Annotated in this window: 12 protein-coding genes; all 12 read right to left on the reverse strand. The window is 65.0% G+C overall.

Going from position 1 to position 15,627, the window contains the following annotated elements; all coding sequences use genetic code 11:
• Positions 1 to 97: 97 nt before the first annotated feature.
• Entirely contained in the window at positions 98 to 2,194 is a 2,097-nt protein-coding gene (gene fusA / locus RN729_RS05380) for an elongation factor G (RefSeq protein ID WP_310782656.1), read from the reverse strand.
• Between the two features lie 53 nt (positions 2,195 to 2,247).
• Positions 2,248 to 2,718: a 30S ribosomal protein S7 gene (gene rpsG, locus RN729_RS05385; RefSeq protein WP_310782657.1), complete on the reverse strand. Its 471-nt coding sequence runs from the start codon at positions 2,716 to 2,718 to the stop codon at positions 2,248 to 2,250.
• A 119-nt stretch (positions 2,719 to 2,837) separates the two neighbouring features.
• Entirely contained in the window at positions 2,838 to 3,209 is a 372-nt protein-coding gene (rpsL, locus tag RN729_RS05390; RefSeq protein ID WP_310779551.1) for a 30S ribosomal protein S12, read from the reverse strand.
• A gap of 239 nt (positions 3,210 to 3,448) precedes the next feature.
• Entirely contained in the window at positions 3,449 to 7,702 is a 4,254-nt protein-coding gene (gene rpoC / locus RN729_RS05395) for a DNA-directed RNA polymerase subunit beta' (protein WP_310782658.1), read from the reverse strand.
• 19 nt (positions 7,703 to 7,721) lie between these two features.
• Positions 7,722 to 12,320, reverse strand: coding sequence for a DNA-directed RNA polymerase subunit beta (gene rpoB, locus RN729_RS05400; RefSeq protein WP_343218901.1), 4,599 nt, complete (start codon positions 12,318 to 12,320; stop codon positions 7,722 to 7,724).
• Positions 12,321 to 12,513: 193 nt separating this feature from the next.
• Entirely contained in the window at positions 12,514 to 12,888 is a 375-nt protein-coding gene (gene rplL, locus RN729_RS05405; protein WP_310782659.1) for a 50S ribosomal protein L7/L12, read from the reverse strand.
• 66 nt (positions 12,889 to 12,954) lie between these two features.
• Positions 12,955 to 13,479, reverse strand: coding sequence for a 50S ribosomal protein L10 (gene rplJ, locus RN729_RS05410; protein ID WP_310782660.1), 525 nt, complete (start codon positions 13,477 to 13,479; stop codon positions 12,955 to 12,957).
• A 4-nt stretch (positions 13,480 to 13,483) separates the two neighbouring features.
• Positions 13,484 to 14,173, reverse strand: a complete 690-nt coding sequence (rplA, locus tag RN729_RS05415) for a 50S ribosomal protein L1 (protein WP_310782661.1) — start codon at positions 14,171 to 14,173, stop codon at positions 13,484 to 13,486.
• A gap of 19 nt (positions 14,174 to 14,192) precedes the next feature.
• On the reverse strand, positions 14,193 to 14,624 hold the full coding sequence (rplK, locus tag RN729_RS05420) for a 50S ribosomal protein L11 (RefSeq protein ID WP_310779559.1): 432 nt from the start codon (positions 14,622 to 14,624) through the stop codon (positions 14,193 to 14,195).
• Positions 14,624 to 15,205 carry a transcription termination/antitermination protein NusG gene (gene nusG / locus RN729_RS05425; protein WP_310782662.1) on the reverse strand — a complete coding sequence of 194 codons (582 nt, stop codon included), beginning with the start codon at positions 15,203 to 15,205 and terminating at the stop codon, positions 14,624 to 14,626. Before nusG ends, rplK begins: the two co-directional genes overlap by 1 nt.
• Positions 15,198 to 15,404, reverse strand: coding sequence for a preprotein translocase subunit SecE (gene secE / locus RN729_RS05430; protein WP_310756536.1), 207 nt, complete (start codon positions 15,402 to 15,404; stop codon positions 15,198 to 15,200). The genes nusG and secE overlap by 8 nt, the downstream gene beginning before the upstream one ends.
• Before the next feature lie 9 nt (positions 15,405 to 15,413).
• A complete protein-coding gene (gene rpmG, locus RN729_RS05435) occupies positions 15,414 to 15,563 on the reverse strand; it encodes a 50S ribosomal protein L33 (RefSeq protein ID WP_310782663.1) in 150 nt (49 codons plus the stop codon).
• Positions 15,564 to 15,627: the final 64 nt, after the last annotated feature.

Below are 15,627 nucleotides of genomic sequence, written 5' to 3' on the forward strand. Positions count from 1 at the left end.
CACGTGCGGCTTCGTTCGCTCGAACTTTTCCTTCGCCATCGCCCCTCGTTCTCCTGTGTCTCGTCTGCGGCCTGCTCGCGGACGGCCCCTTCGCCGCCTACGAACCGTTGGCGGAGACGATCTCCGCCGTCTTGGAGCCCGGAACTTCCTCGTAGTGCGAAAACTGCATGGTGTAGACCGCGCGACCCTGACTGATCGAGCGCAGGGACGTCGCGTAGCCGAACATCTCCGACAGCGGCACCGACGCCCCGACGACCTGGGCCGACGAACGCTGGGTCATGCCGCCGATCTTGCCCCGCCGGCTGGAGAGGTCTCCCATCACATCGCCGAGATAATCGTCGGGTGTCACGACTTCCACGTTCATGACAGGCTCGAGCAGGACCGGTTGCGCCTTGCGCGCACCTTCCTTGAGCGCGATCGAGCCCGCGATCTTGAAGGCCATCTCGCTGGAATCGACCTCATGGTACGAGCCGTCGATCAGCGTGGCCTTGATGTCGATGATCGGGTAGCCGGCGACGATCCCGGAATCCAGCGCCTCGCGAATCCCCTGTTCCACCGAGAGTACATACTCGCGGGGCACGTTTCCGCCCCGGATCTCGGAGTCGAAGATGAAGCCGCCGCCGGGATCCGTGGGCTCGAGGTTGATGATCACGTGCCCGAACTGCCCGCGGCCGCCGGACTGCCGCACGAAACGGCCTTCCACCTTGCGGACGGCCTTGCGGATCGTCTCGCGGTAGGCGACCTGCGGACGGCCGACGTTCGCATTGACCCTGAACTCGCGCTGGAGTCGGTCGACGATGATTTCGAGATGGAGTTCGCCCATCCCGCTGATGATCGTCTGCCCCGTCTCCTCGTCGGTATAGACGCGGAACGTCGGGTCTTCCTCGGCCAGTTTCGCGAGAGCCCCCGACAGCTTCTCCTGATCCGCCTTCGTCCGAGGTTCGATCGCCACCCGGATCACGGGCTCCGGAAAGCTCATCGACTCGAGCACGATCGGATCGGTCGCCGACGAGAGCGTATCTCCCGTCCGCGTATGCTTGAGTCCGATCGCGGCCGCGATGTCGCCCGCGAACACTTCGTCGCGCTCCTCGCGCTTGTTCGCGTGCATCTGGAGCAACCGCCCGAAGCGCTCCTTCCGCCCCCTGGACGAATTCAGCGCCTTCGAGCCGGCTTTCGCCGTGCCGGAATAGACTCGGAAGTACGTCAGACGTCCCACGTACGGATCGGTCGCGATCTTGAACGCGAGGGCCGAAAACGGCGCTTCCTCGTCGGCCGGACGCTCGACCTCCGTCTCGTCCTGCTGGGGGAGGTGGCCGGTGACGGGAGGGACATCGAGGGGGGAGGGGAGGAAGTCGATCACGGCGTCGAGCAGGCGCTGCACGCCCTTGTTCTTGAAGGCGGAGCCACAGAGGATCGGCGTGATCCCGTTGGCCAGCGTCGCCTTCCGCACGGCACCGCGGATTTCATCCTCGGTGAGCTCTTCCCCTTCGAGGTACTTCTCGAGCATGGGTTCGTCGTACTCGACCGCGGCCTCTACGAGGGCGCTCCTCAACTCCGCCACCTCGTCCGCCAGGGCGTCAGGCACGGGGCCTTCGGTCCAGCGCGCGCCCAGGGATTCATCGTCGTAGACGACCTTGACCTCACGAATGAGGTCGACCATGCCCGTATAGAGTTCACCCTCGCCGAGGGGGATCTGAAGCGGATGCGCGTTCGCACCCAGGCGGTCGCGCATCATCCGGACGACGTTCATGAAGTCGGCGCCGACGCGGTCCATCTTGTTGACGAACGCGATGCGCGGGACGCCGTACTTGTCGGCCTGCCGCCATACCGTCTCGGACTGCGGCTCCACGCCGCCAACGGCGCAGAAGAGGGCCACCGCGCCGTCGAGCACGCGAAGGCTGCGCTCCACCTCGACCGTGAAGTCGACGTGTCCCGGCGTGTCGATGATGTTGATGCGGTAGGGTTCGCCGTGGTGGGTCCAGTTACAGGTGGTGGCGGCCGATGTGATCGTGATGCCGCGTTCCTGCTCCTGCTCCATCCAGTCCATCGTCGCGTCGCCATGATGCACTTCGCCCAGGCGATGCGTCCGGCCGGTGTAGAACAGGACCCGTTCGGTCGTCGTCGTCTTTCCGGCATCGATGTGCGCCATGATGCCGATATTCCGAAGCCGCTCGAGCGGCGTTCTTCTCTCCATGAGTCGATCTATTGGTCTCTATCTGCCGAACCTCGGGTGCCGGACGGACCCATTTACCAGCGGTAATGCGCAAACGCCTTGTTCGCGTCCGCCATCCGGTGCACGTCCTCCTTCTTCCTCACCGCCCCCCCGTCGCCGCGGGCGGCGTCGAGCAGTTCGCCGGCGAGCCGCTGCGCCATCGTCTTGCCGGAGCGGGCACGCGAGTACTGCACTAGCCATCGGCGCGCGAGCGAATCGCGCCGCCGGTACGACACTTCCATCGGTACCTGGTACGTCGCGCCGCCTACGCGCCGACTCCGAACCTCGAGGATCGGCTTCGCGTTCTGCAGCGCCTGCCGGAACACGTTCATCGCCGGCTGTCCCGTCTTCATTTCGATGTTCTGCATCGCATCGTAGAAGATCTGCTCGGCGAGGGACTTCTTTCCGTCCAGCATCAGCATGTTGATGAACTTCGTCACCTCCGTGCTCCCGTATCGGGAGTCCGGAATCACCTCACGCTGTTCGGCACGGTTTCGTCGTGGCATCTCGTTTCGCCATATCCGGCTCCGGGTTCACCCGGAGACTTCGCAATAAAGCCCGGCCACGGATTCCGAGGCCGGGCCCAACGGTGTTCGGCCCGCTCGAATTTCCGAGAGACTCCGAGCTATTTCCTCTTCTTCGAACCGTACTTCGACCGGCCCTGGTTCCTGTCGTCCACGCCCGACGCGTCGAGGGTCCCGCGGATGATGTGATACCGCACACCCGGCAGGTCCTTCACTCGCCCGCCCCGGATCAGGACGATGCTGTGTTCCTGGAGGTTGTGGCCCTCGCCTCCGATATACGCGGTGACTTCGTATCCGTTCGTGAGTCGCACGCGCGCGACCTTCCGCAGTGCCGAATTCGGCTTCTTCGGCGTCGTGGTGTACACGCGCGTGCACACGCCGCGCTTCTGGGGGTTCCCCTCCAGCGCCGGCGCCTTGCTCTTCTTCCGGACCTTCCTGCGGCCCTTGCGGACCAGCTGATTGATGGTCGGCATTCCCGCTCCATCGCTCCCTTCGGCCGCACCGGTGCGCCGATCACCGAACTCGGGGCCCGGCCGTTGGGGGTAAAAAAATCGGGGACGGATCCGAACCGCCCCCGCGGCGACTGCCGACCGGTCGGTCGACAGACAAGAGAGAGTAGTCCTGACGCCTCTCGGTGTCAAGCAACTTCCGTTGCGGAGAGGGGGTGCGGAGATCCCGTAAACGCACCCCCTGCTGCGGTGTCGGACGGACGTCAGGTCGTCAGGACCGCGCCCTCCTCCGCCACTGTGGCCTCGTCCTCCTCAGCCTGGTCCCGAAGGTCCGAGAAGAGACTCCGGGGCATCTCCTCGGGGACGACCCTGCGCCGCATGGAATCGATCTGCTCCTTCAGCGCGTCGTCCACGAGGAATTCGATATCGGAGAACCGGTGCGTCCCCGTACCTGCCGGGACCAGATGCCCGATGATGATGTTCTCCTTGAGCCCTCTGAGGCGGTCCTTCGCCCCACGCACGGCGGCGTCCGTAAGCACGCGCGTCGTCTCCTGGAAGGAGGCCGCGCTGATGAAGGACTCCGTAGTTAGGCTCGACTTCGTGATCCCGAGCAGGATCGGTTCCGCCCGCGGGGGTTTGCCTCCACCTTCGAGGACCTCGCGCGTCGCGTCGCGGAACTCCATCCGATCCACATGCTCGCCCTCGAGGAACTCCGTGCCGCCCGGATCCGTGATGCGGACCTTCTGCAGCATCTGACGCACGATCACCGCAATGTGCTTGTCGTTGATCCGTACGCCCTGCAGGCGGTACACCTCCTGGATTTCGTTGAGCAGGTACTCCTGCACCGCCCGGGGTCCCCGGACGCGCAGGATGTCGTGCGGATTCACCGGACCCTCGGAGAGCCGGTCACCTGCCCGCACAAGGTCTCCCTCGTGCACGCGAAGGTGCTTGCCGACGGGGATCTGGTACACCATCTCCTCGCCGTCGTCCATGGTCACGATGATCTCGCGCTTCCCGCGCTTGATCCCTCCGAACGATACGCGCCCGTCGACCTCCGTGATCGTCGCGGGATCCTTCGGCCTTCGCGCCTCGAACAGCTCGGCAACCCGCGGCAACCCACCCGTGATGTCGCGGGTCTTGTAGGCCTCGCGGCTGATCTTGGCGAGGGTCTCCCCCGCGTTGACGGCCTGTCCATCCTGCACGAGCAGCTGGGTGCCGACCGGCACGATGAACTCGCGCAGCTGGGCGCCCTTCCCGCTCACGATGTTGATGACGGGGTGGAGCTTCTTCTCCCGGTCGTCGATGATGACCTGCTGACGCCGCCCCGTCGCTTCGTCGAGTTCCTCGCGAACCGTCTCTTCCGGAACGATGTCCGTGAACCGGATCTTCCCCTTCTTGTCCGCCACGATGGGCTCGGAATAGGGGTCCCAGCCGAAGAGCAGGTCCCCATGCGCCACGTCGGTGTCGTCCTCCACGAAGAGCGTTGCACCGTAGGGGATGGCGAGCCGCGACAGGATGCGGTCGTCCGGCGTCTTCATGAGAAGTTCGCCCTCACGGCTCGTGACGATCGTATCGCCCGACGGACTCGTGACGGTCGTCACGCGCTCGAAAGCGATCCGGCCTTCGAGCTTGGAGCGCCTTTGGGTCTGCGCCGCGATCCGTGCCGCCGTCCCTCCGATGTGGAAGGTTCTGAGCGTGAGCTGCGTCCCCGGCTCGCCGATCGACTGCGCCGCGAGAATTCCCGCCGCCTCACCGAGGTCGACGAGTTCCATCGTCGCGAGATTGCGACCGTAGCACTGCTGGCAGATGCCCCGGCGCGACTCGCAGGTGAGGACCGATTTGATGCGAACCTGCTGGACGCCGCTCTCATCGATGGCCCGCGCCCGCGCCTCCGTGATCATATCCCCGGCCTCGACGATGACTTCGTCGTCGATGGGGTCGATCACGGCTTCCGCCGCGATGTTGCCGGCGACGCGATCCGACAGCGGCTCGATGATGTCCTCACCCTCCTTGAGCGCGGTGACGTCAAGCCCGAGGATCGTATTGCAGTCCTCCTCGATGATCGTGACATCCTGCGCCACATCGACGAGCCGGCGCGTCAGGTAGCCGGCGTCCGCCGTCTTGAGGGCGGTGTCGGCGAGCCCCTTCCGCGCCCCGTGCGTCGAGATGAAGTACTCGAGCACACTGAGGCCCTCTCTGAAGTTGGAGCGGATCGGGCTCTCGATGATCTCGCCGATGCCGCCGGTCAGCTTCTTCTGGGGCTTGGCCATCAGGCCCCGCATTCCCGCGAGCTGCCGGATCTGGTCCCGGGAACCCCGGGCGCCCGAATCGAACATCATGAAGATCGGGTTGAAGCCATGCCTCGATTGCTGGAGTCCGCGGACCATCGCGTCGGCGACGTCGTTGTTCGCGTGGGTCCAGGCATCGATCACCTTGTTGTACCGCTCCCCGAAGGAGATCACGCCGCGGTGGTACGCCTTCGTGAACCGGTTCACGTCCTCCTGGGCCTCTCCGAGGATCTCCTGCTTCTCGGTCGGGATTTCCATGTCGTCGAGTCCAATGGAAACGCCGGCCTTCGTCGCGCTGCGGAACCCGAAATCCTTGAGTTGATCGAGAAACGCCGTGGTGTCCTCGAGTCCCGCGAGCCGGAACGACCGGAAGACGAGGTCTCCCAGCGCACCCTTGCCCAGCGTCTCGTTCACGTACGGCACCCGGGAGGGCAGGATCGCGTTGAAGAGGGCGCGTCCGACGCTGGTCACGACCCACCTCCGCTCGACCTGGCCGTCGTCGGCCTCCTCGTCGACGAGCAGCCGAATCGGCAGGTGGTAGTCCGGCGTCCCCGCGGGCGAGCCCAGATATCCCGCTTCGAGCGCCATTTCAACCTGGTCCGCGCTCGCGAAGTGAGGGAGATCCGATCCGTCCTCGTACTCGTCGAAGTCCGGCCGCACCTTCGTCATGTAGTAGCAGCCGAGGACCATGTCCTGGGACGGCGATGCGATCGGCCGACCGTTCGCCGGTTTCAGAATGTTGTTGCTCGACAGCATGAGGATCCGCGCCTCGAGTTGCGATTCGAAGGACAGCGGGACGTGAACCGCCATCTGGTCGCCGTCGAAGTCCGCGTTGAACGCCGCGCACACGAGCGGGTGAATACGGATGGCCTTCCCCTCCACGAGCACCGGCTCGAAGGCCTGGATCCCCAGCCGGTGAAGCGTCGGTGCCCGGTTCAGGAGCACCGGGTGATCCTTGATGATGTCCTCGAGGACCTCGTAGACCGTCGGGTCGTCGAGTTCGACGAGCTTCTTGGCGCGCTTCACCGTCTCGGCATGAAGCCGCCGTTCGAGTTCATGGATGATGAACGGCTTGAAGAGCTCGACGGCCATCTTCTTCGGCAGCCCGCACTGGTGCAGCCGGAGTTCCGGACCCACGACGATGACCGACCGGCCGGAATAGTCGACGCGCTTTCCGAGCAGATTCTGCCGGAACCGGCCCTGCTTGCCCTTGAGCATGTCCGAGAGGGACTTGAGCGGCCGCTTGCCCCTTCCGCGAATCGCCTTGCCGCGGCGCCCGTTGTCGAACAGCGCGTCCACCGCCTCCTGGAGCATGCGCTTCTCGTTGCGCAGGATCACCTCCGGCGCGCGCATTTCCAGCAGCTTCTTGAGCCGGTTGTTCCGGTTGATCACGCGACGGTACAGGTCGTTGAGATCCGACGTCGCGAACCGTCCGCCATCCAGCGGGACGAGGGGACGCAGATCCGGCGGGATCACCGGAATCACATCCATGATCATGTGTTCGGGGCTGTTGCGCTTCGAGACTTCGTCGTCGCTGTTGCGGATCGCGTCGATCACCTTGAGCCGCTTGAGCTTCTTCTTCTTCCGGTGCTTCGAGGTCTCGTGCACCACCTCGTAGCGCAGCTGCTCGGCGAGTTCGTCGACGTCGAGCTGCCCAAGCAGCGTCCGGATCCCTTCGGCCCCGATTTCGGCGCGGAATTCGGTGTCCCCCTCCTCGCGCGCCTTGTCCGTCAGCTCCCAGTACTCATCCTCTTCCAGAACCTGCTTGAACTCGACATCCTGCCGGCCGGGCTCGGTGACGACGTGCGCGGCGTAGTAGATGACCTTTTCGAGATCCCGCAGCTTCATCCCGAGCAGGTAGCCCATCTGCGAAGGGAGCGTCTTGAAGAACCAGATATGGGCCACGGGCACCGCGAGTTCGATGTGACCCATCCGCTCGCGGCGAACCTTGGACAGCGTGACCTCGACCCCGCACTTGTCGCATATGTGTCCGCGGTATCGGATTCGCTTGAATTTTCCGCAGTGGCACTCCCAGTCCTTGACCGGCCCGAAGATGCGCTCGCAGAAGAGGCCGTCGCGCTCCGGCTTGAAGGACCGGTAGTTGATCGTCTCCGGCTTCGTGACCTCTCCGTGACTCCAGGAACGGATCTCCTCGGGCGAGGCGAGCTTGATCTGAATCCAGTCGAACTCGGACGAACCCGCACTGCGATTTCGCGGAAAATCGATCATCTGTTACCCTCTTGTTTCGCTAGAACAGCGGCTCCGACTCGTCGCCGCCGAGCGTCACGCTCAACCCCAGCGCCTGTAGTTCCTTGACGAGCACGTTGAAGCTCTCGGGCACCCCCGGCTTGGGCAGGTTGTCGCCCTTCACGATCGCCTCGTACACCCGGCTCCGTCCCGTCACGTCATCGGACTTGACCGTCAGCATCTCCTGCAGCGTGTGGGCCGCGCCGTAGGCTTCCAGCGCCCACACTTCCATCTCGCCGAAGCGCTGCCCTCCGAACTGCGCCTTGCCGGCCAGCGGCTGCTGCGTGACAAGGCTGTAGGGGCCGATGGAGCGTGCGTGGATCTTGTCGTCGACGAGGTGTGAGAGCTTCATCATGTAGATCTCGCCGACCGCGATGTCCGCCACGAACTCGTCGCCCGTGCGACCGTCGCGCAGCCTCATCTTGCCGTTCGAACGCAGCCCGGCGCGCTCCATGAGCTCGACGACGGCCGCGTCCACGCCCGAGGTGATCCTGCGCCGCCCGGAAAGCGCGGCCGTCTTCGGCCAGCCCTCGGACTCCAGCTTCGCCGCCGTCGTCGCGCCCGAGACATCGCGCACGACCCGGAGGACAAAGGCGGCCAGGCTCCGCAGGTACGAGGCGAGCTCGCCTCCTCCCTCGAGATAATCGTCGAGCGTGCGTCCGAGACTGGCCGGGTCGGCCGAGACCGGATCGTCTCCTTCCCGGGCCTGAATCTCGTTGACGAGCGCCTGGATCTTCTCGTAGGAGAGTTCGGGCGGTCCCACGTCCGACCCGAGCGTGCGAGCCGCCCAGTAGGCGCCCCCGATCTTCAGGAGGGCGCCGATCTCATGCTCGGTCGCTCCCTGGAAGACGGGCGTATTCGCTTCGAAGCCGAGAGCGCGGGCCGCCCAGCCCAGCGTGGTCTCGAGGATCTGTCCCACGTTCATCCGGCTCGGTACGCCGAGCGGATTGAGTACGATCTCGATGGACTGTCCGTCGGGCAGGACCGGCATGTCCTCTTCCGGAACCACGCGAGCGATGATGCCCTTGTTCCCGTGCCGGCCGGCCATCTTGTCTCCCACCGAGATCTTTCGCTTCTCCGCCAGGTAGACCTTCACGAGCTGGACGACGCCGGGGGACAACTCGTCGGGCTGGAAGATCTTGTCGATTCCCTCTTCCGTACGCTCGCGTATCCGCTCCACCCGCGTGCGCGCCTCGGCCTCCACGCGCCGGATCAGGTCGTTCGACTTCTCCGTCTTCACCTTCAGCGTCCCGAGGTCGATCTCTCCCAGGTCGATGCTCCGAAGCTTCGTCTTCGTCAGCTTCGTGCCCTCGGCGAAGAGCGGTTCGAGGGAGCCCCGGCCGAGGCAGAGAACGACCGTCTCCCCCTGAAGCAACTCCAGGATCTCCTCGTCCCGGGCTTCCATCACCCGTGCGATTTCTTCGCGCTCGCCCTCGCGCAGTTCGGCGATTCGCTCGCCGTGCTCCCGCTCGAGCAGCGGATCGTCGATCCGCCTCGAGAAGATCTTGACGTCGATCACGGTCCCCTCGACGCCGGGGGGAACGCGCAGCGAGCTGTCCTTCACATCCTTCGCCTTCTCGCCGAAGATCGCCGTCAGCAGCTTTTCTTCGGGGGAAAGCTCCGTTTCGCCTTTCGGCGTGATCTTGCCGACGAGGATGTCGCCCGAGCGGACCGCGGCACCGATGCGGACGATTCCCCGGTCGTCGAGGTCCACGAGCGCTTCCTCGGCCACGTTGGGGATCTCGCGCGTGATCTCCTCCATCCCGCGTTTCGTGTCCCGGACGTGGAGTTCGAGTTCCTGGATGTGGACCGACGTGTAGACATCTCCCTTGACCAGCTTCTCGCTGATCACGATGGCGTCCTCGAAATTGTGGCCGAACCAGGGCATGAAAGCGACGAGCGCGTTACGTCCGAGCGCGAGCGAACCGCCGTCCGTGCCGGCACCGTCCGCGATGACATCGCCCGCTTCCACGCGGTCCCCGACCCGGACGATCGGCCGCTGGTTGATCGCCGTGTCCTGGTTCGTGCGCCAGAACTTTCTCAGCCGATAGGAGTCGTACTGCGTGAGGCGGGCGAGCGGGATCTCGCCGGCCGCCCGTCGGGGCTTGCCGGTGTCGATCTCGACCTCGTCCGCCGTGACCCGCGTCACCATCCCGGCGCGGCGCGCAAGCACCACCGCGCCGGAGTCGCGGGCCACCTTGCCCTCCAGACCCGTACCTACGAGCGGACGCTCGGGGAAGAGAAGCGGCACGGCCTGCCGCTGCATGTTCGATCCCATCAGCGCCCGGTTCGCGTCATCGTGCTCGAGGAACGGAATGAGAGCGGGCGACACGGCCACCAGCTGATCGGGCGCGACATCCATGAAGTCGATCTCGTCCGGCGGCAGCAGCGGATAGTCGTCGCGCCGCCGGCAGAGGACGAGCGAGCGGGCGAACGTCCCATCGGGGTTGAGTTCCGCGTTCGCCTGCGCGACGGAGTATTCCTCCTCTTCGCTCGCCGAGAGCCAGACGATTTCGTCCTGCGAGACCCGCTCGTTGACCACCCTGCGGTAGGGGGTCTCGAGGAAGCCCAGCTCGTTCAGGCGGGAGTAGGTGGTCACCGAAGTGATGAGCCCGATGTTCGGCCCCTCGGGGGTCTCGATCGGACACATCCGCCCGTAGTGCGAGTAGTGCACGTCCCGCACCTCGAAGCCCGCGCGCTCCCGCGTCAGCCCGCCCGGACCCAGTGCGCTCAGGCGACGCTTGTGCGTGAGTTCGGAGAGCGGGTTCGTCTGATCCATGAACTGGCTGAGCTGCGAGCTGCCGAAGAAAGCCTGGATGACGGCGCTTACCGTACGCGCGTTCACGAGGTCGTCGATGGAGATCTTCTCGGGGTCGCTGTTGATCGACATCCGCTCGCGGACGAGGCGGGCCATGCGCGACAGTCCGACGGAAAACTGGTTCGCGATGAGCTCGCCGATGGACCGCACGCGGCGGTTCCCCAGGTGGTCGATGTCGTCCGTGTACCCGCGGCCCTCGTGCAGTTCGACCAGATAGCGGACGATCGCCACGAAGTCGGACGGGTCCAGCACCACGAGATCGCCCGCAGGGATATCGAGGCCGAGCAGCCGATACACGTCCTTGAGCCGGTGGTTGATCTTGTGTCGCCCCACCCGGCCCAGGTCGTATCGCTTGGGGTTGAAGAAAAGCCGATCGAGCGCGCCCCGGGCCGTCGCCAGGTTCGGCGCCTCGCCGGGCCGCACGAGGGAATAGATGGAGTGCAGCGCGGCCGCCTCGCTCGCCGTCGGATCCTTCGCGAGCGTATTGCGCAGCAGCGGGGACTCCCCGCGCGGACCGCCCGTGAACACCAGGGCCTCGCGAGCCTTCTCCGCCTTGAGTTGCGCGAACAGGCTCGAATCGAAGCGCGCCCCCTTCTCGGCCAGGACTTCTCCGGTGTCCTCGGCCACGACATCGGCGGCGAGTTGCGGGCTCGAACTCCAGTCGCGGCGCATCGCGAGGTCTTCGTAGGTCCCGCGCAGCGGTACGAAGGTCGCGCTCGAGTACACCTCGACTTCGGACACACCCGCGCGCTCGAGGCGTTCGAGGGCTTCTTCGCTCAGGGTCTCCCCACGGCGCACGATGAAAGCATCCTCCGCCTCGAACACCTCGACACTCGTGATCTCCTGATCGAGGATGCGCTGCATCAACTCCGCGTCGAGCGGGTCGCCGAGGGCCGCAACCGGCTCCCCGCCATCCGAGCCGGGAAGGTCGTCCGCCAGCCAGTGCGGCGCGTCCGGCGCGGGCTCGTAGCCGCGCAGTTCCAGCGCCTCGGGATCCTCCCCGAAGTCCGGGTTCGCGATGCTCCGGGCCACCAGCGTGCCCGTGACCTCGCGATGCGTCGAGGACTCCTCGTCACCCTCCGCATCGATCCGCACGAGCCGACGCCGGCAGAAGCATTCGAGGATGTCCACGTCCCGCCCGTAGCCGAACGCCCTCAGCAGTGCGGTAGCGGGGAACTTCTTCTTCTTGTCGATGTGGACGTGGATCACGTCGTGGATGTCGAGGGTGAACTCGACCCAGGATCCGCGGAACGGGATGATCCGGGACGAAAACAGGCGCGTGCCGTTGGGGTGCAGCGTCTCTTCGAATACGACGCCGGGGGAACGATGAAGCTGGCTCACGATGACCCGCTCCGCTCCGTTCACGACGAACGTTCCCTGCTCCGTCAGGAGCGGCAGGTCCCCGAGATAGACTTCCTTCTCCAGGATATCGCCGGGACGCTTTTCGTCGTCCTTCCCGACCGTCTCGAAGATGACCAGCCGGAGCCGCGCCTTCAGCGGCGCGGAGTAGGTCATGTCGCGCTCGATGCACTCCTCGACCTCGTACTTCGGATCTCCGAGCGAGTAGCTGACGAACTCCAGCGAGAAGTTCTCGTTGACGTCCGTGATCGGAAAAATCTCCCGAAAAACACGCTCGAGACCGAGGTCCCGGCGCTCCTCCTCCACCGCCTTCGATTGCAGCAGACGCTCGAACGCCTCGCGCTGCACGTCCAGGAAATGCGGCATGTGCATGGGGCGGGCGAGCTTGTCGAACGAGACCGCAGGTCTGCCGTTGGCCGTCAAATCGTACCTCCCGCGGGGAACCCCGCGAGTACATGGGAGATGCGCAAATACCGGAGACCACCCGCGAGCGGTCGCGCCGGTTCGTGCACGGTGTGAGGTCGGACCCCTGCGTCATCGGCCCGGCTGCGGTCTCTCCGCAGTCCGGAACCGATCGGATGATCGACGCCGGGGCCTGCCACGCTCTTCAGCGCGGCTACTTGAGATCCGCCGTGGCGCCCTGCTCTTCGAGCTTGGCCTTGATCTCCTCCGCCTCCTCCTTGGACACGCCTTCCTTGACGGGTCCGGGGGCGTTGTCGACGACGGCTTTCGCCTCCTTGAGACCCAGGCTCGTCACTTCGCGCACAACCTTGATCACCTGGATCTTCTTGCTGCCCACCGCCGTGAGGACGACATCGAACTCCGTCTGCTCCTCCTCGGCGGCGTCCCCTGCGCCGCCGGGAGCGGCGGCGACGGCGACCGGCGCCGAAGCCGACACGCCGAAGGTTTCCTCCATCTTGTCTTTCAGCTCGGCGGCTTCGAGCACCGTCAGCGAGCCGATCTGCTGCAGAAGATCGTCGATTTTGGACATGTTCTTCCGTTCCCTGGATCCTGTATGCATTCCACACGCCCGCACGTCACGGGCATGCGTCCCACCTCAGGCGGACTGGTTCTTCCTTCCGACCTGTTCGATCATGTCTGCGATGTCGCGGAAGAGCGCATTCAGAGCGCCGGCCATGCCGCCGACGCTCGCCGTGAGCCCGCCCGCGATGCCGCCGAGCAGAACCTCGCGCGACGGAAGATCGGCGATGCGCCCCACTTCCTCCGGCGATGTCTCCACCCGATTGATGACGCCGACCTTCACCACCGGCCGGTCCTCGTTCGCCTTCGCGAATTCCTTCAGCACCCTGGCCGGCGTGACCGGGTCGGCGTCGCTGAGGATGAGCCCCGTCGGACCCTCGAGATGGGCGCTCAGATCCGGGAGATCCAGATCCTCGAGCGCCCGCTTCATGAGGGTGTTCTTCACGACCCGATAGCTCAGGCCTTCGTCTCGGAGTCGCGTTCGGAAATCCGTGATCGCCTTCACGTTCAGCCCGGTGAAGTCGGTCAGATAGATCGTCCCGCTCTCTTCGATCTGCGCAGTGAGTTCCTGCGTGACGCGCTGCTTTTCTTCGAGTCTCATGGATCTATCGGTACAGGTCCTCGTCGACGGAGACACCGAGACCCATCGTGCTGGTCACGGTCACGCTCTTCACATACCGGCCCTTCGCCGCGGCGGGCTTCAACCGCACGATCTCGTCCATGAGGGCATCGAGATTCTCGTTCAGCTGGTCGAGTTCGAAGCTCACTTTTCCGATCGGCGCATGCACGTTGCCGGTACGGTCCACCCGGAATTCGATCTTGCCCGCCTTCGATTCGCGAACGGCCCGACTCACGTCCATGGTGACCGTGCCGGCCTTCGGCGTGGGCATGAGGCCGCGCGGACCGAGTATCCGGCCCAGCCTGGCAACGTCCTTCATGAGATCCGGCGTCGCGATCGCTACATCGAACTCGAGCCAGCCCTCCTGAATCTGCTCGATGTAGTCGGTTCCCACGTAGTCCGCGCCGGCCTCCTCCGCCTCGGCCGCCCGGTCCGCCTTCACAAGGGCGAGCACGCGCACTTTGCGGCCCGTGCCTGCAGGCAGGATGACCGTGCCGCGCACGATCTGGTCCGCCTTGCGCGGGTCCACGCCGAGGCGTACCGCGGCCTCGACCGTTTCGTCGAAGTTCGCGAACGCCGCTTTCTGCACACACTCGAGCGCCTCGCGCGGTGCAAGGGCGCCGTTCGATGGAACGGCCTCTACCGCGGAGCGATATTTCTTGCCGTGTTTCGGCATGTTGCGCGATCTCTCCCGATCAGTCGGCCCGCTCGATCCCCATGGATCGTGCGGTGCCCGCGATCATCCGCATCGCGGCCTCTTCATCGGCCGCGTTGAGATCCTTCATCTTGATCCTGGCGATCCTGCGCAGCTGGTCGTCCGTGACCTTGCCGACCTTCTCGCGGTTCGGGACCGGAGAACCCGACTCGAGACCGAGTTCCTTCTTGAGCAGCTCCACCGCCGGAGGCGTCTTGGTGATGAAGCTGAACGTCCGGTCCTTGTAGACCGTGATCTCGACCGGGATGATCGTGCCGGCTTCCTGCTGCGTCTGGGCGTTGAACGCCTTGCAGAAGTCCATGATGTTGAGGCCGTGCTGGCCCAGGGCAGGACCCACGGGCGGGGCCGGATTCGCCTGCCCCCCCGGAATCTGCAGCTTGATGAACCCGGTAACCTGTTTCTTCGGCGGCATCAGAACCCCTGCAGCTGCGTGTAGTCGAGTTCAACCGAGGTCGGGCGTCCGAACAGGCTCACCTGCACGCGCACCTTGCCCTTCTCCGCAAACACTTCTTCCACCGTTCCGCTGAAATCGCTGAACGGTCCTTCCATGACTTCCACGACCTGTCCCGGACGGAAGGGGATCTCCGTTTCCGGACCCGCCTGCTCGAGTTCATCCGCGATGCCGAGGATCTTGTTCATCTCCTCGGTCTTGAGCGGCTGGGGGTCTTTCCCGCTCCCCACGAACTTGATGACGCCGGGAACGTTGTTGACGACGTACATCGTGTTCTGATCCAGCAGCATCTGAATCAGCACGTAGCCCGGGTAGAGCCGCTTCGTCGACTTGACGCGCTTCCCTCCCTTGATCTCGACGACCTCCTGCGTGGGGACGATGACCTCCCGGATCGGAGGCTCATCCCCGTACTCCTGGATCTTCTGCTCCAGAAGCGTCTTCACCTTCTTCTCGTGGCCCGAGTACGTCTGCAACGCGTACCAGCGCGGCGCGTCCTCGGGCAGACCGGTCTGCGCGGCCCCCGCGCCCGCGGACTCAGCCACCGAACGACCTGACGATGAATCGCACCGCCGCCGCGAAGACCGAATCCATGGCCCCGATGACGATGGCCATGATGAAGACGAAGATCAGGATGCCGATCGTTGCACCGCGCAACTGATCCTTGTCGGGCCATGTGACCCGACGCATCTCGACCTGTACCTGTTCCGCGAATTCCTGGGTTCTTCTGACGATGCCGGCCAATCGAACCCCTTACCGTGTCTCTTTGTGCATTTTATGTCCGTTACAGCGGCGACAGAACTTCTTCTGCTCGGCCCGCTGCGGATGGGTCCGCCGATTCTTCGTCGTCGAATAGTTGCGCTCTTTGCACTCCGTACACTCGAGCGTGATCCGAACCCTCATTTGTGTTTCCTAGTCGTGGATGGCGGTGACGACCCCGGCGCCCACCGTCCGGCCTCCCTCGCGG

The organism is Candidatus Palauibacter polyketidifaciens (assembly GCF_947581785.1).
GTDB classification, from domain to species: domain Bacteria; phylum Gemmatimonadota; class Gemmatimonadetes; order Palauibacterales; family Palauibacteraceae; genus Palauibacter; species Palauibacter polyketidifaciens.

Bases quoted from the DNA above. Each gene is read 5' to 3' on its own strand.
- fusA (WP_310782656.1), bottom strand. From the start codon at position 2,194: ATGGAGAGAAGAACGCCGCTCGAGCGGCTTCGGAATATCGGCATCATG.
- rpsG (WP_310782657.1), bottom strand. From the start codon at position 2,718: ATGCCACGACGAAACCGTGCCGAACAGCGTGAGGTGATTCCGGACTCC.
- rpsL (WP_310779551.1), bottom strand. From the start codon at position 3,209: ATGCCGACCATCAATCAGCTGGTCCGCAAGGGCCGCAGGAAGGTCCGG.
- rpoC (WP_310782658.1), bottom strand. From the start codon at position 7,702: ATGATCGATTTTCCGCGAAATCGCAGTGCGGGTTCGTCCGAGTTCGAC.
- rplL (WP_310782659.1), bottom strand. From the start codon at position 12,888: ATGTCCAAAATCGACGATCTTCTGCAGCAGATCGGCTCGCTGACGGTG.
- rplJ (WP_310782660.1), bottom strand. From the start codon at position 13,479: ATGAGACTCGAAGAAAAGCAGCGCGTCACGCAGGAACTCACTGCGCAG.
- rplA (WP_310782661.1), bottom strand. From the start codon at position 14,173: ATGCCGAAACACGGCAAGAAATATCGCTCCGCGGTAGAGGCCGTTCCA.
- rplK (WP_310779559.1), bottom strand. From the start codon at position 14,624: ATGCCGCCGAAGAAACAGGTTACCGGGTTCATCAAGCTGCAGATTCCG.
- rpmG (WP_310782663.1), bottom strand. From the start codon at position 15,563: ATGAGGGTTCGGATCACGCTCGAGTGTACGGAGTGCAAAGAGCGCAAC.